This is a genomic window from Vibrio sp. GJ43-1 (genome assembly GCF_055808835.1).
This window is the reverse complement of the sequence record NZ_CM147884.1, coordinates 2,255,113-2,280,191: the sequence shown is the minus strand read 5'-3', so window position 1 is coordinate 2,280,191 and position 25,079 is coordinate 2,255,113. Positions and strand designations below refer to the sequence as shown.

Genomic DNA, 25,079 nt, shown 5'->3' with positions numbered 1-25,079 from the left:
TGGATCCCCTGAGCCCAATTTGGGGGATCGTTAACGAATACCGTGTTCGCGTAACCGCTTATACATAGTATTCCTACTGACGTTTAAAACCTTTGCCGTCGCGGAAATGTTCCGCCCTTGCGCCTCATACACTGATAGCCAATCATCAGGCGGGCTGTCTAGTGTTTGCGGAATAATACGTTCAGGAGAAGAGATGAGAGACGGCTCCAAATCACTTAAAAAATCATCGGGAAGGTGCTCTATCGTAATGGTATCAGTATCTGACATCGCCACTGCAATCTGAATCACACTCACCATTTGTCGTATATTGCCGGGCCATGGATGTGCTTTAAATAGTGCCAATACATCAAAACTTAAGCGGGGTAAGGACTCAGAGAGCGAGTACCTGCGCAGTAGGAAGGCGATCACGGCTTCTTTGTCAGTGCGTTCTCTCAATGGTGGGATGGTGATATTTAACCCGGTGACTCGATAGTATAAATCTTGTCGAAAAGTACCTTGGTCCACATCCAGTTTAAGATGACGGTTGGTTGCCGAAACAAGTTTAAAATCAACTGGGTAAGAAGACGTGGAACCTAAAGGTGTGACCTGTCTTTCTTGCAAGACCCGTAATAACCTCGCTTGGACATTCATCGGCATATCACCGAGCTCATCTAGAAACAATGTGCCTTTGTCGGCTTTTCTAATAAGACCAATATAGCCTTGCGTATGCGCGCCAGTAAATGCCCCTTTTTCGTACCCAAATAATTCAGACTCCACCAGTTCAGAGGGTATCGCTGCGCAGTTAACCGCAATCAAAGGTGCATTTTTTCGTGCGCTGGACTGATGGAGGGCATTCACAAACACCTCTTTACCAACGCCTGTCTCCCCATGAATCAATATCGGAATGTCAGTATGCAGAATTCGGCTTGCCTGACTGATTGCTTTAGCCAATCGGGGATCGCCCATATTGATTCCAGCGAGATCAAGAGGCGCATCGGTGGTCGTTTGTGGTGGTGTAGGAGTGCTGGTTCGGTAATCAAGTCGTCGAGCTTTTGGCTGCGTAGGAGGAAGCACAATGGCGAACACCCGAGATTGACTCAGCGATGAGACCGGAAACGGCGTAAAAGCAGGATGTGACATGACATGATTCAGTTTAGCATCAAAAATTTGCTCAAATCGCTGCAGGGCAAGGTTTTTACCTAATACGACTTCGGCTCTGCGATTCGCTGAAACGATAATGCCATCCTCGTTGAACACAAGTAATGAAGACCATTGACTATCAATATTGTCGGGGGATGAATTGAACCAAAATAAGTAGTGCTCATGTTGGAAGCGGCTGGCAATGAGCTGGTTTTCGATGGCTTGAGACATCAGTTTGACCATACCTAATGTATGGGCTGTCGGCATATACGCATCACTTGAAATGGACAATACCCCGGTGAGCCGACGATCGGCATCAAATAACGGCGCGGCCGATCCTGCCATAAAGCGATTGGACGCGAGAAAATGCTCATCTCTAAAAACTTGCACAACAGAGCCTGTTTGTAACGCCGTTCCTATTGCATTTGTTCCTATTAGACTTTCTTTCCAGTGTACGCCATTTTTAAAGACATTCGGTTGCTGACGACTAAAAAAATGTTGTTCCCCCCAGCTGTTGAGTACTTGACCTTGAGGGTTGGCGAGCGAGATCAAGCAATTGCTGTTGGCGAGCAGACTGTCATAAAACGGCAGCACTTTTTGCTGAGTGGTATGAATCAAACTGGCACTTTGTTCTTCAATGTGCGAAAAAGGCTGCCCGGTTGTCATTTCAATGATGGGCGTACTGGAATGGGAAAGCCCCGCTTCGCGGCATCGTCGCCATGATTTCTCTATGATTGTTTTGTGAATATTGTCCATGCCATTACTTACGCCATTTTTAGAGTGGAAACACTAAAGGTTCGTATGCGAACAAAAATGTTCACTAATTGCTCAAACAACATATCATTCCAGTGAACACTCTGAACACAAAATGTTAACAATTGTTACTTGGATCAAGAAAATAAACAGTGGGTAAATTTGAGTAACAACAGTGTCTTAGTAATTTATTCTATTACTCTTCAATGGCTTGTATCTACAAATGTAATATTTATGTTACTAATTTAATTTGTTGGCACAACTCTCGCATTATTGAGCAATATCGAAAGTTATTGTTTGGGAATGTAGGAGTTACTCGTGTCGCTAACACTTGAGCAGGTAAGCAAAATTGTTGATGGAGAAACTCATATCTCCAATATCAACCTTACGTTTGAACCCGGGTCGTTTAATGTTCTGTTGGGACGTACGTTAGCAGGAAAAACTTCGCTAATGCGTCTTATTGCGGGTTTGGATCAACCCACGTCGGGAAGAATTGAGGTGAACGGTGTGGATGTCACTGGGGTGTCAGTTCGCGACAGAAACATCTCTATGGTCTATCAGCAATTTATTAACTACCCCAATTTAACGGTATTCGAAAATATCGCCTCACCGCTACGATTAGCCGGAACGCCAAAGAAAGATATTCAAGAGCGCGTTTATGCGACCGCTGAGATGCTGCGTATTACTGAGCACTTAAACAAACATCCCTTAGCACTATCGGGTGGCCAGCAGCAACGTACTGCGATGGCGCGGGCGTTGGTTAAAGACGCAGAAATCATTTTGTTTGATGAGCCGCTTGTCAACTTGGACTATAAGTTGCGTGAAGAGTTGCGACAGGAAATGAGAGAGTTATTCAAGACGCGCCACACCATTGCCATTTATGCCACAACAGAACCTAATGAAGCGCTTGCATTAGGCGGGACGACCACAATATTGCATGAAGGAAGTGTCGTACAAACCGGCATCACACCGCAGGTCTACCATCAACCAGATAACATCGTCTCCGCCACGTTGTTTAGTGAGCCTCCCATAAACTTATTGCCTGGAGATGTGACGGACAGTGAAGTTACGTTTGATCAGAGCGCCCATTTTGCGCTTAACCAGTCGCTTAGCCAGTTACCTAAAGATCGCTACAACTTTGGTATCAGACCGAGTCATCTCAGTTTATTGCCGAAAAATGATGATGATGTTGAGCTGACGGTTCAAGTTGAAGTGGCTGAGATTAGTGGCTCTGAAACTTTTTTACACGTGCGTAACATGCATTTTGATTTAGTGCTTCATTTGGCTGGGGTGCACAGCTATGAAGTGGATGAAACGATCAAGATCTATATTCCCATTCACAAATTCTACGTATTCGGCATGGATGAGAAGCTCATTCATGCGCCTATCAATGATGTGCGAGGACGATAACCATGGTGCAAATTACGCTCAAATCACTCGCTCATACCTACGATAAATCGCCAGATGCTAATTCGACCTATGCCATTCAAGAAATGAATCATGTTTGGAAGAAAGGGGGAGCTTATGCGCTACTGGGGCCGTCTGGTTGCGGTAAATCCACGCTTCTAAACATCATCTCCGGATTGATGAGCCCTTCACAGGGGGAAGTCTTGTTTGATGACCTAAAAGTCAATGAATTGCGCCCACAAGATAGAAATATTGCTCAGGTTTTTCAGTTCCCAGTTATCTACGACACCATGACCGTCTATGAAAATTTGGCCTTTCCGCTGAAGAATATGAAGGTTCACAAGGCCAAAATTCACTCTAAGGTTACGGAAATTGCAGACATTCTTGAGCTAACAAATGTGTTGTCAAAAAAAGCGCAGCACTTAACGGCGGATGAAAAGCAAAAAGTATCAATGGGACGAGGCCTGGTACGTGATGATGTGTCCGCGATTTTGTTCGACGAACCTCTCACCGTGATCGACCCGCAATTAAAATGGAAGCTGCGTCGTAAGCTCAAGCAGATCCATCAACAGTTCAACATCACCATGGTCTATGTAACACACGATCAATTAGAAGCTTCGACATTCGCTGATGAAATCGCAGTGATGTACGACGGAAAAATCGTGCAATTTGGGACGCCAAGGGACTTGTTTGAGCGACCTAACCACACGTTTGTTGGCTATTTTATTGGTAGCCCAGGCATGAACTTGATGTCGGTAGAGCCAACACAGCATGGCGTGTCATTTGACAATGTTGAGATACCGCTATCAAAAGGATTCCGAGAGGTTATTGCCGAAACGGCCAGCGACAACATTAAGATCGGCATTCGGCCCGAATTTGTACACGTATGGGAAAAGGAAACACCGAGTGCGCTGGTCTCTCGTGTGGAGCATGTTGAAGATTTAGGTACGTATAAAATTCTGACACTTAAGCTTGGAACGCAGCAAATAAAAGCACGTCTTCAAGAAGATCAGTTGGTCCCGAAAGACATTGCTTACATCAGTTTTCCAGAGCAATGGACCATGTTGTACGTGAACGAATATTTGGTGAAGGTAGGAGAAAACCAATGAATAAAGTAACGAACAATAAGGCTTGGTTTCTGGTACTCCCAGTATTTGTTTTGGTGGCCTTTAGCGCCATTGTTCCTTTAATGACCGTGGTGAACTACTCACTACAGGATATTTTTGATGCTAATACGGCGTATTTTGTTGGTACAGAGTGGTACCGTGAAATGCTCAATGATGAACGCTTACATGGGGCGCTATTGAGGCAGTTCGGGTTTACCTTTACGGTGTTATTGATTGAAGTTCCGCTCGGAATTATTGTGGCATTGACGATGCCAACAAAAGGGAAGTGGTCGGCATTTTGTTTGATAATTCTCGCCGTGCCGTTGTTGATTCCGCTCAATGTGGTGGGCACCATTTGGCAGATCTTTGGACGGGCTGATATTGGGCTGTTAGGTTGGTCGCTCAACAACCTAGGGATTAACTACAACTATGCGGGTAACCCTATTGACGCATGGCTGACGGTTATCTTAATGGACGTTTGGCACTGGACTTCATTGATTGCGCTGTTGTGTTACTCGGGGCTAAGAGCCATTCCAGATGCTTACTATCAAGCGGCCAATATCGATAGAGCGTCAACATGGTCAATCATACGTTATATTCAACTGCCTAAGCTGAAGAGCGTCTTGCTTATCGGTGTCCTAATTCGCTTTATGGACAGTTTTATGATCTATACCGAGCCGTTTGTTCTTACTTGATGGGGGCCGGGTAACTCGACGACGTTTCTAAGCCAAACGCTCACACAGATGGCCATTGGTCAATTTGATATTGGGCCCGCCGCGGCATTCTCTATTATTTACTTCTTAATTATATTGCTGGTCAGTTGGTTGTTTTATACCGCAATGACGCACGGTGAAAACAAATAAAGGAAGGTACAATGACTAAATCTAAATATACGCGATATACACAAATAGTGGGGCTATCATTTTATATTGTGTGCTTAATGCTGCCGATCTATTGGTTGCTTAATATGTCATTCAAAGAAAATCAAGAAATATTGGGTGGTTTGAGTTTTTGGCCAGAGGCGTGGACGTTTAACAACTACGCGACGATATTTTCTGACCCTACTTGGTATATGGGTTATGTGAATTCCGTTATCTACGTAGTGATGAATATGTGTATTACACTGCTCGTCGCGTTACCTGCAGCCTATGCATTCTCACGTTATAAATTCATTGGTGATAAGCACTTATTCTTTTGGCTTTTAACTAACAGGATGGCACCACCTGCCGTGTTTTTGTTGCCCTTCTTTCAGCTGTATTCTTCGGTAGGGTTGTTTGACACGCATATTGCAGTAGCGCTAGCTCATTGTTTATTTAATGTCCCTCTTGCTGTGTGGATATTGGAAGGCTTCATGTCTGGGGTCCCAAGAGAAATTGATGAGACCGCCTATATTGATGGCTATAGTTTCCCCAAATTTTTCGCGAAAATATTCTTACCAATGATTCGCTCTGGGATTGGTGTGACGGCATTTTTCTGCTTTATGTTTAGCTGGGTCGAACTGCTGTTGGCTCGGACATTAACGTCGGTGGATGCAAAGCCAATCTCTGCTGTTATGACGAGAACGGTCAGTGCTTCGGGCATTGACTGGGGAGTGTTGGCTGCCGCTGGCGTACTAACGATTTTACCCGGAATACTTGTAATTTGGTTTGTACGAAACCATGTGGCGAAAGGGTTTGCATTGGGTCGAGTTTAACAGGAGAAGTATGATGAATTGGATGGCATGGACAACACCATCAGCGATGTTTTTTTTAGGGATAGCGTCGATTCTATTAACGATGACAATACTGGAAGTGAAATCACCCTGTATTGAAAGAAAAGGATTTTTGCCGATCAGTACCACTCGAGGAGACAGGCTTTTTATTGGACTACTCAGCGCCGCTTATATTCATTTAGGATTTATCGGCGCAACCGAACTGTCTATTTGGGTTCCATTTTCAATTTCGATTTTGTGGCTGAGCACGGTATTGAAATGGGGGTGAATAAATTCATTTCATGAAATTAGTCATTCGTTATTGTCTAGATAAAAATGAGATGGCTAATGACCAATAGGAATGAATATTTTAACAAATAAGTTTAACTGAAATTATCTGCATCGCCAACTGACGGTGCTGCTAATGCTGTAATAACCGACACAGGCACAACGTTTATAGAAAGGTGATTGGAACTGTGTCCATTAATTGCGTAGTAAGTTGTAACGTAAACACTCAAAAACGGAGTAAAATAATAATGAAAAAGGATATAAATAAACCTTATCTCGCCACGTGCATCTCATTGTCATTAATGTTTGCGGCGTTGTCACCAAAGGCTTATGCAGATATGGCGGCAGCGAAGAAGTGGATGGATGAAGAGTTTACGCCATCAACGCTAAGTACTGATGAGCAAACTAAAGAAATGCAATGGTTTATTGATGCTGCAAAACCGTTTCAAGGAATGGAAATTAATGTTGCTTCAGAAACGATCACCACCCATGAATATGAAGCGAAAGTGCTGGCGAAGGCTTTCTATGAAATTACCGGAATTAAGGTTAATCACGACTTGATTCAGGAAGGGGATGTGGTCGAAAAATTGCAGACCCAGATGCAAACGGATCGAAATATCTATGATGGTTATATTAATGATTCGGATTTGATTGGTACTCATGTTCGCTATGGCAAAGTGGTTCCTATTTCGGACTTTATTGCGGGTGAAGGCAAAAGTGTGACTAACCCGTACCTCGATCTCCCTGACTTTATTGGCATCGACTTTACTACCGAGCCCCGATGGCAAAATCTATCAATTGCCGGATCAACAATTTGCTAACCTTTATTGGTTCCGTGCCGATTGGTTTGAACGCGATGATCTTAAAGCCAAATTCAAAGAGATATATGGCTATGAGTTAGGAGTGCCGTTGAATTGGTCTGCTTATGAAGACATCGCTGAGTTCTTCAGTGAAAAAGTTAAAATGATCGATGGGGAGCGCGTATACGGACACATGGATTATGGAAAAAAAGATCCATCATTAGGCTGGCGCTTTACCGACTCGTGGTTCTCAATGGCAGGGGCAGGTGACAAAGGGCTACCTAATGGCTTACCAGTGGATGAGTGGGGTATTCGATTGGAAGGGTGTAGCCCTGTTGGGTCGGATGTGGCTCGAGGTGGCGCAACCAATGGCCCTGCTGCCGTTTATGCTACGACAAAATACGTAGATTGGCTGAAGCAGTACGCGCCACCAGAAGCTCAAGGTATGACCTTCGGTGAAGCTGGCCCAGTACCTGCTCAGGGGTCCATCGCGCAGCAAATATTTTGGTATACTGCATTTACGGCTGATATGACCAAACCAGGGCTACCAGTTGTCAATGAAGATGGGACACCGAAATGGCGCATGGCACCTTCTCCCAAAGGACCATACTGGGAAGAAGGGATGAAATTGGGCTACCAAGATGCGGGTTCTTGGACGTTCTTGAACAGTACACCACTTGATCGCCGTCAAGCGGCGTGGTTGTATGCTCAGTTTGTGGTGTCGAAGTCAGTGAGCTTAAAGAAAACATTAGTGGGGTTAACGCCAATTCGTGAGTCGGATATTAACTCACAAGCCATGACAGATGCTGCACCGAAGCTAGGTGGTCTCGTTGAGTTCTATCGCAGCGATGCGCGCAAGCAATGGACGCCTACTGGAACTAACGTTCCTGATTATCCGAAACTGGCGCAACTTTGGTGGCAATATGTTTCTGAAGCGGCAAGTGGCGAGAAAACGCCTCAGCAAGCGTTAGATGGACTCGCAGCAGCGCAAGATAAAGTGCTCAAACGTTTAGAGCGTAGCGGCGTACAGGGAGAGTGTGGTCCTAAACTCAATGAGAAAAAAGGCAGAGAATATTGGTTAGCCCAACCGGGATCTCCTAAAGCTAAATTGGCCAATGAGAAGCCACAAGGTAAGACGATTGCGTATCAAGATCTGATTGCTAAGTAGTATGACTCACAATATGTTCTGAAAAAGGCGGCCAGGCTGTGGGCCGCCTTTCTTATTTTTACCTATGTCAACAAAACACTACTCGCACGGCGGTGCAAGGTGAATAAGCGCAAGTCCCCCTTGTGACGTTTCACGATATTTCTTATGCATGTCTTTTCCCGTTTGGTACATCGTCTCGATCACTTTATCTAGCGAGATAAGGCATTTGCTGGTGCGCTTTAGTGCCATGCGAGAGGCGTTAATTGCCTTCATTGCACCCATCGCATTTCGTTCGATACATGGCACTTGAACCAAACCGCCAATTGGGTCACAGGTCATGCCAAGTGAGTGCTCCATGGCAATTTCCGCCGCAATACAGATTTGCTCGTTACTGCCACCACGAAGCGCGGTTAAGCCTGCAGCAGCCATGGACGATGAAACACCGACTTCGCCTTGACAACCCACTTCAGCACCAGAGATTGAGGCATTGGTCTTGTACAAAATACCGATAGCACCAGAGACGGCAAGAAAGTCTTTCAACTGTTTTGTGTCGAGCTCTTTAATAAAGCGATGGTAATACATCAATACCGCCGGAATTACACCCGCGGCACCATTGGTCGGGGAGGTGACCACTTGTCCACCCGCCGCGTTTTCTTCGCTTACCGCAAACGCAAACAGGTTAATCCAGTCTAGGATTTCCATTGGGTCATTTTCTATGGCCGCATTGGCTTCTAATTTTTTCAGTAGATTCGGCGCACGACGAGTGACATTAAGGCCACCGTCTAAGATTCCTTCGGTTTCAAAGCCACGCTCCATGCAACGCATCATGACGCGCCAGATTTGTTCTGCCTTGGCGTCGATGTCTTCCATACTCGTGAATGACACCTCATTACGAAGAATGAAGCCGCCTAAGCTCATGCCACTTTTCTCTGCTTTCTCAAGCATCTCATCCGCACTAGAAAACGGAAACTCAACCTCTGTTGTTTGGGTTTTTTTGCCGAATTTTAGTTCGTCCTCGGTCGCGATAAATCCGCCACCAATGGAATAGTAGGTTTCGAAAGCCAGGCGGTTTCCGTCGGCATCAAAAGCTGAAATAGTCATGCCATTTTCATGTAATGGCAGGTTCTCTTCGTGGAAGATAATGTCTTTCTTGAAGTTGAAATTGATATTATGTTCACCAGACAGCGCCAGCTTACCTTCTTTAATCGCGGCGCGCATCGCTTCATTGGCACTGGTGATTTTAATAGTGTCAGGTTTGTTACCCAATAATCCGAGGATAGTTGCGCGGTCGGTATGATGACCAATGCCAGTGAGCGAAAGCGAACCATATAAATCGACTTGAATTCGATCGACGCTGTCTAGCGCAGACGTAAGTAGTTGAGTAAATTCATATCCGGCGATCATAGGCCCATTGGTATGGGAACTTGAGGGGCCGACGCCGATTTTGTAGATTTCGAAAATTGAAAGCATATTGACTGTCTCACTGTTTCTTATAGCTATTCGTCGATTGACCTTTCTATTATATTGTTAAAATTTGGATTTTATTATTATTTGTTTGTAAATTTTGGCAACGGTTTGATTTTCCTCTAGCCAGAGCCCTTAAGTCGCATGGAATGTGCTGTTTCTAATGAGTTCAGTTTTATATGGTGAGTGAAACGTTTGCGGTCTAGTGGTCAGATGTCATAAATTGAGTGAATTTGCCTATTATTTGGATAGGTAAAAGTTATTTTCTTTTTGTCTAGCACGCTGTTAACATTGCGTCCGCTAAACAATTGCCCCCATTGTCTAAGGAAAAAAGATGGTAATCCCTGAAAACAGCAGCATCGTTATTTTTGGTGCTTCAGGTGATCTGACTTACCGTAAGTTGATCCCTGCACTTTACCATTTGTTTGCCAGCAAACAGCTGCCAAAATCATTCGCTATTCTTGGTGTAAGCCGCACAAAATACAGTGACGAGTCTTATAGAGAAAAGCTTAAAAAGTCATTGCAAGAAATGGAGAAAACGGAACCGGAAACGCTAGAAGCATTCTGCAACCACCTTCATTATCAAGCGATTGATACATCGGATACTCAAGATTACGCAAAACTGGCAACCCGTCTTGATGACGTTGCCAACCAGTATGGTTTTGAACAACGTAATACGCTTTTCTATTTGGCGACACCGCCAAGCCTTTACAGCATTATTCCTGCAAGTCTAGCGGCTCACGGTCTTAACAGTGAAGCGGATGGCTGGAAGCGTCTTATTATCGAAAAACCATTTGGCTACGATCTTGCTTCTGCTCGTAAATTAGATAAAGAGATTCATGAGCATTTCCAAGAGCATCAAATCTACCGTATCGACCACTACTTAGGTAAAGAAACGGTTCAAAACCTGCTGGTTTTGCGTTTCTCGAATGCGATGTTTGAACCACTTTGGAACCATCAGTATGTGGATTATGTCGAAATCACTGGCGCTGAGTTCCTTGGTGTAGAAGAACGTGGTGGTTACTACGACGGTTCTGGCGCAGTTCGTGACATGTTCCAAAACCACTTGTTGCAAGTTTTAGCAATGGTGGGCATGGAGTCGCCAGCGCAAATCAATGCCGATGCTATTCGTAATGAAGTAGTAAAAGTGCTGCAGTGTCTTCGTCCGTTATCTGATGATGACTTACGCGACAACCTCGTACTAGGGCAGTATACCGAGTCCAATGTACGCGGACAGTTTCTACCGAGTTACCGAGACGAACATGGCGTCGCGGACGATTCAAGAACGGAAACGTACGTGGGCCTTAAAATGTTTATCGACAACTGGCGTTGGAATGGTGTGCCATTTTACGTTCGGTCTGGTAAGCGTTTGCCTACACGTGTGACTGAAGTCGTGATTCACTTCAAACAAACACCACATCCTGTTTTTGGCAAAAATGCACCTGAGAACAAGCTCATTATTCGTATTCAGCCAGATGAAGGCATTCAAATGAGTTTTGGCTTGAAAGAGCCCGGTGCTGGGTTTAACGCCAAAGAAGTGAAGATGAATTTCCACTACGCTTCATTGCAAGAGACTCAGATGCTAACCGCATACGAACGCTTATTGTTGGATGCGCTGAATGGTGATGCCACGCTATTTGCCCGCAGCGATGCCGTAGAAGCATGCTGGGAGTTTGTTCAGCCAATCTTAGATTATAAGCAGGGACCGCAAGCGTTGTATGGCTATGCATGTGGCACTTGGGGACCAAAAGAGTGCGACAAGTTATTGCATGACGACGGCCGAGCTTGGCGCTTCCCATGTAAAAACCTCACAGACACAGACTATTGTGAGCTGTAAACTTAAATAAAATTAACGATCAGAGCCGTTTGCTTTGGTTGTATGAAGTTAAATAAAACTTAATCGCAGCAAGTTAAGTTGCCGAATTGATGGAGAGAATGATGAAAGGTGATATTGGTGTTATTGGTTTGGCCGTAATGGGTCAGAACCTTATCCTAAACATGAACGATCACGGCTTTAAAGTTGTGGCGCATAACCGTACTGCTGCCAAAGTTGATGAATTTTTACAAGGTCCTGCGAAAGGGACGAACATTGTTGGTGCTTACTCTCTAGAAGAGCTAGTTGAGAAGCTAGAAGCGCCACGTAAAGTGATGCTTATGGTCCGTGCTGGTGACGTTGTAGATACGTTTATCGAAAACCTAATCCCGCTTCTAGACAAGGGTGACATCATCATTGATGGTGGTAACACTAACTACCCAGATACCAACCGCCGTGTCGCGCATTGTCGTGAGAAAGGTATTCACTTTATCGGTACTGGTGTATCTGGTGGTGAAGAAGGTGCACGTTTTGGTCCTTCAATCATGCCAGGTGGTGCGGCTGAAGCTTGGGAAGCGGTTAAGCCAATCTTCCAAGGTATCTCTGCAAAAACTGACGCTGGTGAGCCTTGTTGTGACTGGGTTGGTAACGACGGTGCAGGCCACTTCGTTAAGATGGTACACAACGGCATCGAATACGGTGACATGCAGCTTATCACGGAAGCGTACCAGTTCATGAAAGATGGCCTAGGTATGTCTTCTGACGAGATGCAAGCAGTATTCGCTGACTGGAACAAGACTGAGCTAGACAGCTACCTAGTTGAAATCACAGCTGACATCCTTGGCTACAAAGATGAAGACGGCGAAGCTTTAGTTGAGAAGATCCTCGACACGGCTGGCCAAAAAGGTACTGGTAAGTGGACGGGTATTAACGCACTAGATCTAGGTATTCCTCTAACACTAATCTCTGAGTCTGTATTCTCTCGTTGTCTATCTGCACTGAAAGACCAACGTGTTGAAGCTGAAGCATTGTTTGAGAAGACAATCACTCCAGTTGAAGGCGACAAGCAAGAGTGGGTTGATGCACTACGCCAAGCACTACTGGCTTCTAAAATTATTTCTTACGCTCAAGGTTTCATGCTAATGCGTGAAGCGTCGAACGAAAATGGTTGGGATCTAAACTACGGTAACGTTGCGCTAATGTGGCGTGGCGGTTGTATCATCCGTTCTGCTTTCCTAGGCAACATCCGTGATGCGTACGAAGCAAACCCAGACATCGCCTTCCTAGGTTCTGATGAGTACTTCAAGAACATCCTACAAAGCAGCCTAGCAGCGTGGCGTAAGGTTTCTGCGAAGTCACTAGAGTCTGGTATCCCAATGCCATGTACTATCTCTGCACTTTCGTTCCTAGACGGTTACACAACCGCTCGTCTTCCAGCGAACCTTCTGCAAGCTCAACGTGACTACTTCGGTGCTCACACTTACGAGCGCACAGACCGTCCACGTGGTGAGTTCTTCCACACAAACTGGATCGAGTACTGGTGGCGATACAGCGTCAACGACATACGACGTTTAACAAGCCTCTCTAAGTAAAAAAAGGATACCGACTGGTATCCTTTTTTATTATCTACTATTCGTTTTTTAGTATGGTATCTACCTTACTTTTTCATCATTTTCGCTAAATCAGCGAACGGGTTATGAGTGGCACCTTCATGCTCATCTTGACCCGGTTTGACTTCACTGCCGTAACGATCGTGGTCGGTGTACTTTGAGTGCTCATGATCGTGGCAATACAGACACAAGAGTTCCCAGTTGCTGCCGTCGTTGGGATTGTTCGTATGGTCGTGATCTTTATGGTGAACCGTAAGTTCACGAAGGTTTGAATAAACAAACTCACGAGCGCAGTTACCACATACCCATGGGTAGAGCTTTAATGCTTTTTCGCGGTAGCCGCTTTCTTGGCGTGCATACGCCGAGCTAGAACCCGTGTAATCAGAAGACATAGTAAATCCTTCGTTTTTTCAATGTAAATACTAACGTTAATTTTATCATATTAATGCAGGGTTGAGGCGATGTCACCGTTAGCCCCATCTCATTATTGCTGATTATTCTTAGTTTTTTTATTCTCAGGGACTTGGCTCTTTGGGTCTTTAAGCGTGTGAAATCCGGAGTAAATACGAGTGAATGTGGTAAACCAGCAAGCGCAGCCGAAAACATAAGCAATAATGGCAAAATGTTGCGGGAATAAACAAAACAGCACGAAGCAAGCAATGGTTTCAGTGCCTTCGGTTAGTCCACTCATATAGTATAAGGATTTGTGCTGATAAACTGGGTTTTCTATGCCCTGTTTTCCTGCCATTACAGCAAACGCCAAAAAGCTTGAACCAGTACCGATAAAAGAGAAAATAAGAAACGCGCCAGCGATGGCATTGCTTTCAGGGTTGGCAACAACAAATCCGAAAGGGATGAGAGAATAAAACAAAAAATCGAGGCTAATATCGAGAAAACCACCCGCATCCGAGATACCTTGAATACGTGCGAGTGCGCCGTCCAACCCGTCACAGATCCGATTGAGTAAGATGAACATCAGTGCGACAGTATACTGTTCCAATGCCAAGGCGGGGAAGGCTAGACAGCCGAGAGCAAAGCCGAACAGGGTGATCTGATTTGCCGTGATATCGAAATGATTGAGTGCGTCGGCGCATTTTGACAACGGCCAGCGTATAACCTTAATACTGAGTCTATCAAGCATGTGTGTGAGCCTCCCATGGCCAAGTATAGACTCGGCTATTTAATGGAATGTCGTCCTTGTCGTGAGTAACCATTAACGCGGGAATATTGGCGTCATGTAATTGCGTGACCACCCAGTCTCGAAATTGGCTGCGTAACGCCTTATCAAGTTTACTAAAAGGCTCGTCAAGTAGCGCGACTTTTGGCTTTGCAAGCAACATTCTTGTTAAGCTGATTCGTGCACGTTGTCCGCCTGATAACTGTTCAGGGTAATGGTGGGCAAGTTGTGTCAGCGTTATGGCATTAAGCGCGCTTAATGCCTCTTTTTTGCGGTCTTTGCCTTTTATTGCATTGGGAAGTGCAAATGCCAAGTTTTCCCAAACATTAAGGTGAGGGAATAGCAGATCATCTTGAAATAATATGCCGACACGCCTTTCATGGGGAGCGAGAGCATCCATAGCCTGATCGTTTAGAATAACGCGTCCAGTGTATGTGAATTCAGCACTTAGGTGCCCAGCGACAGCATCGAGCAGCGTTGATTTCCCACAACCACTCGGGCCCATTAAGGTCACAATTTCTCCCGGTTGAATCGAGATGTTGCAATTAGAAAACAGCACCTCGCCATCACTCTTACAGATGGTGAGGTTTTCTAGAGAAAGCGTCATTGAGTCGTAATCCTTTTACTCGAACCTTTCGATAACGAGTATTTAACCGACTGACCAGTATGGCCAGAGTAAAAAAGAGTAGTGGAAGCAGGGCTTGGAAAAGCGCATAAATGGCGGTGACACGGCGGTCAAAACCGCTCGACAGCGCAACCGCTTCGGTGGTGACGGTAGAAATGCGCCCCGCCCCGAGAACCAGTGTTGGCAGGTATTGAGCTAAACTGACACTCATTCCAACTGCCCAAGCAAAGATGATGGCAGGCAGTAACTGTGGCAGTTTTACGTGCATCCAGGTGTAAACAGGGCCCTTGCCAAGGCTTAGTGACACTTGAGTTAATTTTTCATTGTAACTGCGCCAGGGGCCATCTAATGAAAGATACACAAAGGGAAAAGCAAAAAACACATGAGACCAACAGACCCAGAATGCGTAACTGCCATCGCTGACAACCAGCGTCATAATTTGTAATCCGAACAAAATGCTTAACTGTGGAATCAGCATAGGGATGGCAATGACATATCCCGGGATTTGCCATCGATAACGGAGTCGATATTCATGGCCAATCACTGCAAAGAAAAGGGCAAGAGTGGCAGAGACCAAAGCGATGGATAAACTTTGCGACAAAACGTCGAGTACACCGTGCCATTCATATTGCCAAAATCGTAAGGTAAAACGGCTTGGTAAAATATCAGGAAAGCGCCACCGCAGGGCAAAGCTCCAAGTGATTATAAGCGGAACAATGGTAAGCGAAAGCGTGATGATGGCTAGAATAATCGCTCTGCCGGGGAGGCGAGGCGCCTTGCGCCCAGAATATTGCCATTGCTTTGCATAGCTGCAGATTGCGTGTTCGATTAGTCTGGCTAGCAGGATGAAAAGTGACGCCATCATAAATAACATGACGGCGCCTGCTGAAGCGCGAGGCAACAGCTGTAGATCGGGGTCATTGAACCACTGCCAAACCAGTACGGCAAAGGTCGGTGGGTTAGTTGGACCAAGTACTAACGCCGCATCAACGACGGATAAGCTGTATGCGATGACGGCAAGTATGGGGAAACGCATTTTGTTAAACCATTGAGGCATGATGACCTTCCACCATGTCGCATGATGACGATAGCCTAACGCCGACGCGACTTTTATCGTTTCCTGAACTTTAAGCTGTTTAACAATAGGGATACTCATTAGGAGTAGAAAAGGCACTTCTTTTAAGGCCAGCATGAGCGTTAGACCCGCACCATATGGGTCTTTAATAAGCCAAGCGCGAGCCTCGGCGTCGGAATGTAGGTTGATGTCGAAAAACTCGATGAGCATGCGAATACCAAATCCAGTTGGCGCAAATAAAAACGCGAACCCGATGGCGAAAGCCACATGCGGCATAGCAAGCAGCGGAGACAGTGCCAGTTCGATTTTGTTCCAGATTGGACGATTCCAGCAGGACTCTAAGATAAAAAAGGTCAACGCGCAGGCAAGGTAGCTGCTGACGAGTGTCGTGAATAAGGTCAGCAATAGCGACGTTTCAACGCCTTGCCAGACGAATACTTGGCTAAATCCATCCAAAGAAAATGCATGCAGGTTCAATGGTGGAATGTAGCCAAGTGATGCCACCACCACACCCAGCAATCCGGGTATGGTTGGTAGTATGCAGACAACGACTAATAGGCCGTACAACAGTCTTAGCATCGTGAACTAGCTACCATAACGCTTTAGCCACTCTTGTTCGAGAGCGGCTTGCCAACTTGGATGCGGTTCTGCTACCGACTTGAATTGCTGACTTTTGGCAGCGGAGCCTTGTAAATACTGCGTTTCTAGCACTGAAGGGTCGCCCCATACGGTAATGTCACCCTTGCGAGACTGTGCTTCTGGGCTGAGTAGGAAGTTGATGGCAACCTGTGCGCCTGCTTGTGCCTTTGCATTCCATGGAATTGCAAGAAAGTGAATGTTAGATAGTGCACCATTATCGAAAGCGTAGACGGCGGTGGTTTCGCTTAATGTGCCGCTTTCTTGAGCAGAAAAAACCGCATTGGGGTTAAACGTAATCGCTAAATCAAGCTGCCCATCATCAAGCAACTGTAGCGTTTCAGCGGTACCTGCCGGGAATTGTTTGCCGCCACGCCAAGCGACCTTATGAAATGCGTCGAGATACGCCCATAGTGGTTGAGTGACGCCGAGCAAAGTCCGCCTCCGCAACAGGTTTTGCTAAAGACGGATCATTTTCAGTTAACTCAATCAGTAATGATTTTAAGAAGCTGGTGCCATGGAACTCTGGTGGTTTAGGGTAGCTGAGTTTGCCGGGATACGCTTGTGCGTAGTTGAGCATTTCTGAGTATGAAGTTGGTGGATTGTTGAGCGTCGCTGTATCATGGATATAAACCAGTTGACCCACTCCCCAAGGTGCTTCAAGTCCGTCGGTTGGTACTGAAAAATCAATATCGATAGGTAATGATTTATCGACATATTGCCAACTTGGTAGTGATGTGACAAATGGACCATGAAGAAGTGCATTTTCTTTCATGGACTTAAAGTTCTCGCCATTGATCCACACCATATCAACACTGCCGTTTTTATTCTTCCCTGCGGCTTTCTCGGCTAATAATCGCGCACTGGTTTCAGCGATATCCGTGACTTTAACATGATTAAATGTGACACCATATTGCTGTTGGATTTGTTGCCCAGCCCATTGCAAATAGCGGTTGATTTCTTGGCTCCCCCCATGCATGGAAGTAGACTGTCTGTCCCTTCGCTTCTTTTACTACCGCGCTCCAGCTGATATCGGAGGAATTGCTTTGCGATGTATTGGTATCTTGTGCGTAGAGTTGAAAAGGCGCAAGACCGAGGATAGTGCTCAATGCAAAACTGCTGAATGTCTTTTTATTCATTTTATCATCCATTGTGAATAGGGTGGCAAACCATGCCGAATTGTTACTAAAAGATACTAAAGGTTAGTGTGTCAGAATCAATAGTGAGTTTGCTTTCAGATCAACACACACGCAAAATTCTTAAAAATCATGAAGCTTATGACACTCGACCGGACAAAATTGGAATAAATTTCAATGATATTGTTTATTTATAGCAGAGATGAGTGAAAGCACGTTTGTACGGTGGGAGATGAGATTGGGTAGACTATAATGCCGTGATCATTTCACGGCATTTTAATGGTTAGGCTAATTGTTATTTTTAACCAGTCCATTACGCATGAGACCGCGTCTGACGCTGTGGCACAGTTTTCCAAAACGACGCAGTTCTTCAAAATTAGGTGTGATGCCGCGATCTAGTGCTGACTCCCAATAACTCACTTCCGTTTCAACCAATTCCAATAGTTTTTTGGGACAGCCTATGCATGAGTTATCAGGGCCACATTTGAATGTGGACTCATCGTATAGCGGCAGTTCAGCTTTTACTTGAGTAATGAGCGTTTTAGTCGCCTCGGTTAAGTTGGGCTTACGACAAATGCTGGGCTTGCAAGAAATAAGCGTACTGGTGGCCGCGTTATGATTGGCTTTATTGTTAAGTTGCTGATTAACAATATTGATTTTGTGGTCTGTTTGAGTGTGCATAGCGAGCCCAAGAATAGGAGAGGCGCGATGCTATTGCATAAGGAACGTGGAATATATGCCTCGAAATGAGTAATCAAACAGGAGTTTGATCTGTCTCAATTTTGAGTAATTTGTAAATAATGGCAAGCCAATGATTCGAATTTTATGAAATACACGCTTCAATATAGAAGATTACGGTTTATTTATGTCGATATCTTTTACGTCGGCAGTTAACCAACAGGACAGTTAGTCAAACATTAAAATGTGATGAGCACGAGAGCATTAAATGTCAGTCAGTTTGAGCCATGTAAGTTTAAGCCGATAGATGCGGAACGGATGCCGTAAGAGGTGATAAGGAAGTGATTGATAAGAGTACACTCAATTTGAATAGTGCAATATTGAAACTATTTGATGTAACGTCAGTACCGACGATCATCACCGACTCGTCAGGTAAGCTTGACTATGTTAATCAAGCGCTGCTGAGTCTATTGGGTTATACCCGAACTGAAATTATGTCTGATCACGTCGTGATTACTCATCCAGATGATAGAGAGCTTAATAAGGTTATTCGTAGAAAACTCGACCAGCATCCTAATGAAGCGGTAGAGATTAAAAAACGTTACCAACATAAGCAAGGGCATATTATTTATGCGTTGCTTTGTATTGTAGCCCAGCGCGATGAGGATGGTTTGGTGACGCAGTTTATCGCTCAAATTCGTGATCTATCAATCGAACGTCAGTCTCAGGCTGGCGAGCTGCTATTGGAGCAACTGGTACTCAAGTCAAACGATGCCATTTATGTGGTGGACCCCGCCTCAGGACAAATTCTCAACTGTAATGAGCTCGCCTATCAGCGCTTAGGTTACTCTAAGGCTGAAATGCTGCGTTTAAGCGTGCCAGACATTAATCCGTTGTTTACTCCCTCTTTGTCATGGAAAGATCATGTATCTAGCATGAAGGTAGAGCGCAACAAATATATTGAAGCGACGCATAGAAGAAAAGATGGTACCGAGCTACCTGTAGAAGCAAGTGTCAATATGGTAGAGCATAATGGGTCTTGTTACTTATTGGCGGTGGTTAGGGATATCTCGGAGCGCAAAGCCCGAGAGATGAAAGTTATCGAAGAGCAGAACCTAGATCCATTAACTAACTTACCTAACCGTCGATTACTTGATCGCCGTTTGCAAACCCTCATCAACGATAGCGAAAGCTTTACTCAATCGATAGCCTTTCTTTATTTGGATGTCGATAATTTCAAATTTATCAATGATCAATATGGTCATACGACGGGCGACGAAATCCTAATAGAATTGGCGCGACGAATTAATGATTTTACTCGTCAGTCAGACATTATCGCGAGGCTAGGAGGCGATGAATTTCTTGTTGTGATGAAAGGAATTAAAAACCAGCCCCATGCTCGAAGTATCGCTGAACATTTGTTACAAGTTTTTTCTCACCGCTTTAAGACCAGTGACGGTAAAGAGATTGATGTGAGCTTAAGTATTGGTGTGACGCTGTGTAAAGAGTCGCAGTGGTGCACAACAGATGCGATTGCGATAGCGGACAGAGCCATGTATTTAGCTAAAAAGCAGGCTGGCTCGGCGATTGCGTACTTAGATTGCCAATAAGATCGTTGCACCTAGCTTAAAATGTTTCCTTTGGGTGATTTCATTCCACGAAAGCACGCCATTTTCTCTAGCGCCGACCTAAACCCTGCTACTTTGTCTCTTCGCATTTTTCCAACACTTGACGTCGTAATAAATCTTACAAAAAAACCATGTGAAATAACTGATTTTCAACTAATTTGATGAGAGGGGACTCATTTATCTGCTCCATTCAGAACTCGATGACTTTATAACATCAAGCGATGCCGCATTTCCTCTATCGAAAACCAGTGGAGCAACCATAATTTAAGGAGTAAGTGAGATGAATAAATCATTGTCACTGCTATTAGCATCTATGACTTTGTGTTCGTCTGCTACCGCTTATGCGTTGGTGACACCAAACCCACCAACATTAAATGCGAAAGGCTATGTGCTGATGGACTACCAATCTGGCGCAATTTTAGTGGGTAAGAATCAAGATGGAGCGTTAGCACCTGCAAGCCTGACAAAACTGATGACGGCTTACGTCGTGGGCAAAGAAATTGAATCAGGGCGAACATCTTGGGACAGTAAAGTCGCCGTGAGTGAAAATGCGTGGTCGGTAAAATTCCCAGATTCGTCCAAAATGTTCATTAAGCCTGGTGACAACGTCACAGTAGCAGATTTGATGCGAGGACTGATCATACAATCTGGTAACGACGCCGCTGTTGCGTTAGCTGAACACGTAGCGGGCACAGAGAGTGGTTTTGTCGCATTAATGAATCAATGGGCACTGTCGCTGGGAATGAGCAGTACAGAGTTTATCAACGCCCACGGACTTGATGGTGAAGGGATTCATACTACGCCACAAAATATGGCCATCTTGATGCAACGTATCATTGAAGACGTACCAGAGGTTTACGAGCTGTACTCGGAAAAACGCTTTGTTTGGGCGGATATTAAGCAATATAACCGAAACCGTTTATTGTGGGACAACTCACTCAATGTGGACGGCGGGAAAACGGGGTATACATCAGAGGCTGGTTACAGTTTGGTTAGCTCTGCGACAGAAGGGCAGATGCGATTGATTTCTGTTGTGATGGGGACGCCAAGTAAACAAACGCGAGTAGAGGCGTCCAGACAGTTGCTTAATTACGGTTTCCGCTTCTATGAAACCGACCAGTTGGCGGTAGCCGATAGTGATGAGCGCTCGGTCCGAATCTGGAAAGGCGAGGGCAAGAATCTCTCGGTCGGCTTTGAACAAGATGTCTACGCCACGTATGTGCGAGGGAAAGGCAGAGAGCTGTCGAAAGAAGTGGAGATCTATGCGCCGCTTATCGCACCAGTAAAACAAGGCGATATTGTTGGCAGTGTGACGTGGCGAGTGGGCGTTGAAGAGATCATGACGGAGCCGCTCGTAGCGAAGTCGAGTATTGAGCAAGGTTCGTTTTTTACACGTCTCATTGATACGGTGGTGCTTTGGTTTAAGTCGTTGTTTTCAGATACTAAATCATTGTGGGAGGGCTAACAATTTCACCGTAAAATAAAAATCTGGAACCAAAAAAAAGCCCAAACCAAGTGTGGTTTGGGCACATACAAATATAGGAGTTTATAAGAAAAAAGCAGCATTGCCGCCAGTAATGAAAAATCAGTGGAAATGTGTTCATCGGTTCATTACTGACTGCATAATAATAGACCCCCTCTTTTGCGTTAGTTCCCTTTTCCTTTCAAAAAAATCAAACAAATTTCTTTTTGTAACCGTTTGATGTTCCGTGACCTTTTTTACCGCTGGTCTAACCAGTTTTGAATTCTTTGATGTTAATCACTTGTTATATTGCTGTTGCAGGGGTATATTCAAACATATGTTTTATACGGATGATTGAAATGGCAAAGATAACCACCAAAGACAAAATCTTAGATGTAGCCGAGGTATTGTTTGCCGAACAGGGCTTTAACGACACATCCCTGCGTACGATTACCAGCAAAGCGAATGTGAACTTGGCATCGGTCAACTATCATTTCGGTGATAAAAAAACGTTAGTAAGAGCGGTATTGAATCGTTATCTAGAAGCCTTTATGCCAGCAGTAGAAAAAGCGTTGTATGAGCTTAATGATCGCGACACGTACACGATGGAAGAAGTGTTTGTTGCACTGAAGCAGCCGTTGTTGAGTTTGAATCAAGTAAAGCCGAATGGCGCCAGTCGCTTCATGTTGTTAGTGGGTCGTGGCTATACCGATGTTCAAGGGCATTTACGCTGGTTTATTACCACGCGTTACACCGAAACCTTGGCAATGTTTACTCAATCGGTGTTAAAGGCGAATACTCAGTTAACCCCCGAAACGCTGTTTTGGCGGTTGCATTTCACCCTAGGAACGTGTGTTTTTACTATGGCTTCAAGTCAAGCCCTTTCAGAAATAGCATACAGTTCATTTGAAAGAAATGTCGATGCCGAAGTGATCATCGATCAAATTATTCCGTACTTGGCTGCAGGTGTCGCTGCTGAATAGCCAAGATGGTTAACTTGAGTTTTTTATTTTGAACTCGACAATTGTTTACGTGTTTCCCTTTTCAACCATGGTTGAAAGGGCTGTACCTCAAAGTTTGTACCCTAAATAATTATTTTAAAAACAAGACAAATTGTGAACAAAAGGATAGGTAACATGAGCTCTCTAAGAAGAAAATGGGTAAGTGACCCAGCGTTTAAAATGTTTAAAAAGTACTGCCACCACTATCCGCAACAGAGCGTGAGGCCATGGAAGCGGGCAGTGTTTGGTGGGATGGTGAGCTGTTCTCTGGAACGCCTAACTTTAAAACACTACATCAATACCCCAAGCCTTCTCTAACGGCGGAAGAGCAGTCGTTTATGGACAACGAGCTTGAAACGCTACTGGCGATGCTTGATGACTATAAAATTGTCACGGAAGATCGTGATCTTCCGAAAGACGTGTGGGACTTTTTACGCAAAGAACGTTTCTTCTCACTGATTATTTCCAAAGAATATGGCGGTCGTGAATTTTCTTCATTAGCGAACTCAACGATAGTGACCAAAATTGCAACGCGAAGCATTAGTGCGGCTGTGTCGGTAATGGTTCCTAACTCGTTGGGCCCCGGTGAGCTATTGTCCCATTACGGAACACAAGAGCAAAAAGACTACTGGCTACCACGTCTTGCAGACGGAACGGATATTCCGTGTTTCGCATTGACGGGCCCAGAAGCTGGCTCCGATGCGGGTGGTATCCCAGATAAAGGTATTGTGTGTTATGGCGAGCATGAAGGTAAAGAAGTACTTGGTATCCGCCTTAACTGGAACAAGCGCTACATCACCCTTGCCCCTGTTGCGACGGTATTAGGCTTAGCCTTTAAACTTCATGATCCTGACCAACTGATGGGTGAGAAAGAAGATTTAGGTATTACCTGTGCATTGATTCCAGCAAACCATAAAGGGGTGGAAATTGGTGAGCGCCATGATCCTATTCATCTTGCCTTTATGAATGGTCCAACACGTGGTAACGATGTATTTATTCCTATGGATTGGCTGATTGGCGGCGCTGATTACGCAGGTCGTGGATGGCGTATGCTGGTGGAATGTTTGTCAGCAGGGCGTGGTATTTCATTGCCAGCATTGGGCACGGCAATTGGTCACCTCACAACACGAACGACCGGGGCGTATGCCTATGTGCGTAAGCAATTTGGCATGTCGATTGGTAAGTTTGAAGGGGTGGCAGAGGCCATGGGCCGTATTGGCGGTTTGACGTACCTGCTTGAAGCCACGCGTACCATGACCACAACTTCGCTTGATATGGGTGAAAAGCCAGGCATTGTCACTGCGATTGCGAAATACCACATGACGGAGATGGCGCGTACCATTCTAAATGACTCCATGGATATTCATGCAGGGCGAGCGATTCAAGATGGCCCTATGAACTATTTAGCCTCCAGTTATCTTGGGATCCCAGTAGCCATTACGGTGGAAGGGGCGAACATTTTAACCCGTAACTTAATGATCTTTGGTCAAGGTGCCACACGTTGTCATCCTTACGTGTTAAAAGAGATGGAAGCGGCAGCAAACCCAGATGAAAAGCAGGGGTCGGCGGACTTTGATAAGTTACTATTCAAGCACATTGGCCACGCGACGAAAAATACCTTTGGCGCATTTGGTGCGGCGTTAACAGGCTCCGCTTTTGTTGGGGCGTACATGAGTGGCCCAACGAAGCGCTACTATAAAGATCTGACAAGGCTTAGCAAAGCCTTAGCGGTAAGTGCGGATTTTGCCATGCTAACGCTTGGTGGTGACCTAAAACGAAAAGAGACGATCTCAGCGCGTTTAGGTGATGGATTGGCGTATTTGTTCATGGCTTCTGCGGCGTTGAAAAAGTATGAAGATGATGGTCGTCAGCGTGCGGATCTAGACTTTGTCCACTATGCGGTTCAGCACTGTATGCATCATGCCGCGACGTCTTTGAATGAAGCGTATCGCAACTTCCCGGCACGTTGGGCAGGACGTACTTTAAAAGGATTGTTATTCCCAATTGGTAATCACTTTGAAAAACCGTCGGATGATATTGGTCTGAATATCGCCAAAGCGATGATGATTCCGGGTGCGCAGCGTGATCGATTAACTCAGCTTTGTTACATCGGACCTAAAGAAGATGACAAAATCGGCTTAATGGAGAGCGCTTTCATTGCGATGTTCGACATTCAAGATCTGGAGAAGAAACTATTCAAAGGTGTAAAAGAGGGCAAGGTAGCGAAAAAAGGTTTGCTCAACGAGCGCTTGGCTCAAGCTCTGGAAGCGGGTGTGTTGACACAAGAAGAAGTCGACAAAATCAACGCAGCGGACGCATTGCGTTATAAAGCGATTCAGGTGGATCACTTTAGCCATGATTTGAGAGAGGTTAGAACACACAGTGAAAATAAGCCTAAGTTAAATAGTGTGGCCTAATCACTGAATCCTGCCGAGGATAACTCCGCTCGGTGCGAGAAACGTAA

The 25,079-nt window shown here is 45.1% G+C and carries 15 protein-coding genes and 5 pseudogenes; 12 read left to right on the top strand and 8 right to left on the bottom strand.

Annotated elements, in window-relative coordinates:
• Positions 1–30: 30 nt before the first annotated feature.
• Positions 31–1,875, bottom strand: coding sequence for a sigma-54-dependent Fis family transcriptional regulator (locus AC0L66_RS10945; RefSeq protein WP_473567304.1), 1,845 nt, complete (start codon positions 1,873–1,875; stop codon positions 31–33).
• A gap of 315 nt (positions 1,876–2,190) precedes the next feature.
• Between AC0L66_RS10945 and AC0L66_RS10940 the strand changes: the two genes are divergently transcribed.
• The 6 genes and pseudogenes from AC0L66_RS10940 (at position 2,191) to AC0L66_RS10915 (ending at position 8,331) form a co-directional block, all read left to right on the top strand.
• A complete protein-coding gene (locus AC0L66_RS10940; RefSeq protein ID WP_473567302.1) occupies positions 2,191–3,282 on the top strand; it encodes an ABC transporter ATP-binding protein in 1,092 nt (363 codons plus the stop codon).
• A gap of 2 nt (positions 3,283–3,284) precedes the next feature.
• Positions 3,285–4,388, top strand: a complete 1,104-nt coding sequence (locus AC0L66_RS10935) for an ABC transporter ATP-binding protein (RefSeq protein ID WP_265676662.1) — start codon at positions 3,285–3,287, stop codon at positions 4,386–4,388.
• Positions 4,385–5,248: pseudogene (locus tag AC0L66_RS10930) on the top strand (carbohydrate ABC transporter permease). Before AC0L66_RS10935 ends, AC0L66_RS10930 begins: the two are co-directional and overlap by 4 nt.
• An 11-nt stretch (positions 5,249–5,259) precedes the next feature.
• On the top strand, positions 5,260–6,078 hold the full coding sequence (locus tag AC0L66_RS10925; RefSeq protein ID WP_473567299.1) for a carbohydrate ABC transporter permease: 819 nt from the start codon (positions 5,260–5,262) through the stop codon (positions 6,076–6,078).
• 13 nt (positions 6,079–6,091) lie between these two features.
• Positions 6,092–6,364, top strand: a complete 273-nt coding sequence (locus AC0L66_RS10920) for a DUF2160 domain-containing protein (protein WP_265676691.1) — start codon at positions 6,092–6,094, stop codon at positions 6,362–6,364.
• 247 nt (positions 6,365–6,611) lie between these two features.
• Positions 6,612–8,331, top strand: a pseudogene (locus tag AC0L66_RS10915) (ABC transporter substrate-binding protein).
• 78 nt (positions 8,332–8,409) lie between these two features.
• Here AC0L66_RS10915 and AC0L66_RS10910 read toward each other — a convergent pair.
• Complete coding sequence (locus tag AC0L66_RS10910; protein ID WP_265676658.1) at positions 8,410–9,780, bottom strand: L-serine ammonia-lyase; 1,371 nt, start codon at positions 9,778–9,780, stop codon at positions 8,410–8,412.
• Between the two features lie 328 nt (positions 9,781–10,108).
• Here AC0L66_RS10910 and zwf point away from each other — a divergent pair, with 328 nt between their 5' ends.
• Positions 10,109–11,611 (top strand): glucose-6-phosphate dehydrogenase, encoded by a 1,503-nt coding sequence (gene zwf, locus AC0L66_RS10905; protein ID WP_265676657.1) that lies wholly within the window; start codon positions 10,109–10,111, stop codon positions 11,609–11,611.
• Between the two features lie 101 nt (positions 11,612–11,712).
• Positions 11,713–13,162, top strand: a pseudogene (gene gnd / locus AC0L66_RS10900) (decarboxylating NADP(+)-dependent phosphogluconate dehydrogenase).
• Between the two features lie 82 nt (positions 13,163–13,244).
• On the opposite strand, the gene AC0L66_RS10895 reads toward gnd, so the two are convergent.
• The 6 genes and pseudogenes from AC0L66_RS10895 to AC0L66_RS10870 all read right to left on the bottom strand — a co-directional run bounded on the left by AC0L66_RS10895 (position 13,245) and on the right by AC0L66_RS10870 (position 18,527).
• On the bottom strand, positions 13,245–13,589 hold the full coding sequence (locus tag AC0L66_RS10895; protein ID WP_265676656.1) for a YajD family HNH nuclease: 345 nt from the start codon (positions 13,587–13,589) through the stop codon (positions 13,245–13,247).
• Positions 13,590–13,681: 92 nt separating this feature from the next.
• Entirely contained in the window at positions 13,682–14,338 is a 657-nt protein-coding gene (locus AC0L66_RS10890) for a CDP-alcohol phosphatidyltransferase family protein (RefSeq protein WP_473567297.1), read from the bottom strand.
• Positions 14,331–14,981: an ATP-binding cassette domain-containing protein gene (locus AC0L66_RS10885; RefSeq protein WP_265676654.1), complete on the bottom strand. Its 651-nt coding sequence runs from the start codon at positions 14,979–14,981 to the stop codon at positions 14,331–14,333. The genes AC0L66_RS10890 and AC0L66_RS10885 overlap by 8 nt, the downstream gene beginning before the upstream one ends.
• Positions 14,947–16,653, bottom strand: coding sequence for an ABC transporter permease (locus tag AC0L66_RS10880; protein ID WP_473567294.1), 1,707 nt, complete (start codon positions 16,651–16,653; stop codon positions 14,947–14,949). The genes AC0L66_RS10885 and AC0L66_RS10880 overlap by 35 nt, the downstream gene beginning before the upstream one ends.
• Positions 16,654–16,659: 6 nt before the next feature.
• Positions 16,660–17,714 (bottom strand): annotated as a pseudogene (locus AC0L66_RS10875) (ABC transporter substrate-binding protein); the annotation flags it as partial.
• A gap of 420 nt (positions 17,715–18,134) precedes the next feature.
• The gene (locus AC0L66_RS10870) at positions 18,135–18,527 is read right to left on the bottom strand and encodes a hypothetical protein (protein ID WP_473567292.1); all 393 of its coding nucleotides are present in this window, start codon (positions 18,525–18,527) and stop codon (positions 18,135–18,137) included.
• Positions 18,528–18,865: 338 nt separating this feature from the next.
• Here AC0L66_RS10870 and AC0L66_RS10865 point away from each other — a divergent pair, with 338 nt between their 5' ends.
• The 4 genes and pseudogenes from AC0L66_RS10865 (at position 18,866) to AC0L66_RS10850 (ending at position 25,032) form a co-directional block, all read left to right on the top strand.
• Positions 18,866–20,134: a sensor domain-containing diguanylate cyclase gene (locus AC0L66_RS10865; protein WP_265676651.1), complete on the top strand. Its 1,269-nt coding sequence runs from the start codon at positions 18,866–18,868 to the stop codon at positions 20,132–20,134.
• 298 nt (positions 20,135–20,432) lie between these two features.
• The gene (locus AC0L66_RS10860) at positions 20,433–21,617 is read left to right on the top strand and encodes a D-alanyl-D-alanine carboxypeptidase family protein (RefSeq protein WP_265676650.1); all 1,185 of its coding nucleotides are present in this window, start codon (positions 20,433–20,435) and stop codon (positions 21,615–21,617) included.
• Between the two features lie 347 nt (positions 21,618–21,964).
• On the top strand, positions 21,965–22,597 hold the full coding sequence (psrA, locus tag AC0L66_RS10855; RefSeq protein WP_265676649.1) for a TetR family transcriptional repressor PsrA: 633 nt from the start codon (positions 21,965–21,967) through the stop codon (positions 22,595–22,597).
• A gap of 153 nt (positions 22,598–22,750) precedes the next feature.
• A pseudogene (locus tag AC0L66_RS10850) lies at positions 22,751–25,032 on the top strand (acyl-CoA dehydrogenase).
• Positions 25,033–25,079 lie beyond the last annotated feature (47 nt).

Coding starts and splice junctions, on each gene's coding strand:
- AC0L66_RS10945 (WP_473567304.1), bottom strand. CDS start 1,875: ATGGACAATATTCACAAAACAATCATAGAGAAATCATGGCGACGATGC.
- AC0L66_RS10920 (WP_265676691.1), top strand. CDS start 6,092: ATGAATTGGATGGCATGGACAACACCATCAGCGATGTTTTTTTTAGGG.
- psrA (WP_265676649.1), top strand. CDS start 21,965: ATGATTGAAATGGCAAAGATAACCACCAAAGACAAAATCTTAGATGTA.
- AC0L66_RS10935 (WP_265676662.1), top strand. CDS start 3,285: ATGGTGCAAATTACGCTCAAATCACTCGCTCATACCTACGATAAATCG.
- AC0L66_RS10885 (WP_265676654.1), bottom strand. CDS start 14,981: ATGACGCTTTCTCTAGAAAACCTCACCATCTGTAAGAGTGATGGCGAG.
- AC0L66_RS10880 (WP_473567294.1), bottom strand. CDS start 16,653: ATGCTAAGACTGTTGTACGGCCTATTAGTCGTTGTCTGCATACTACCA.
- AC0L66_RS10895 (WP_265676656.1), bottom strand. CDS start 13,589: ATGTCTTCTGATTACACGGGTTCTAGCTCGGCGTATGCACGCCAAGAA.
- AC0L66_RS10860 (WP_265676650.1), top strand. CDS start 20,433: ATGAATAAATCATTGTCACTGCTATTAGCATCTATGACTTTGTGTTCG.
- AC0L66_RS10910 (WP_265676658.1), bottom strand. CDS start 9,780: ATGCTTTCAATTTTCGAAATCTACAAAATCGGCGTCGGCCCCTCAAGT.
- AC0L66_RS10925 (WP_473567299.1), top strand. CDS start 5,260: ATGACTAAATCTAAATATACGCGATATACACAAATAGTGGGGCTATCA.
- zwf (WP_265676657.1), top strand. CDS start 10,109: ATGGTAATCCCTGAAAACAGCAGCATCGTTATTTTTGGTGCTTCAGGT.
- AC0L66_RS10890 (WP_473567297.1), bottom strand. CDS start 14,338: ATGCTTGATAGACTCAGTATTAAGGTTATACGCTGGCCGTTGTCAAAA.
- AC0L66_RS10870 (WP_473567292.1), bottom strand. CDS start 18,527: ATGCACACTCAAACAGACCACAAAATCAATATTGTTAATCAGCAACTT.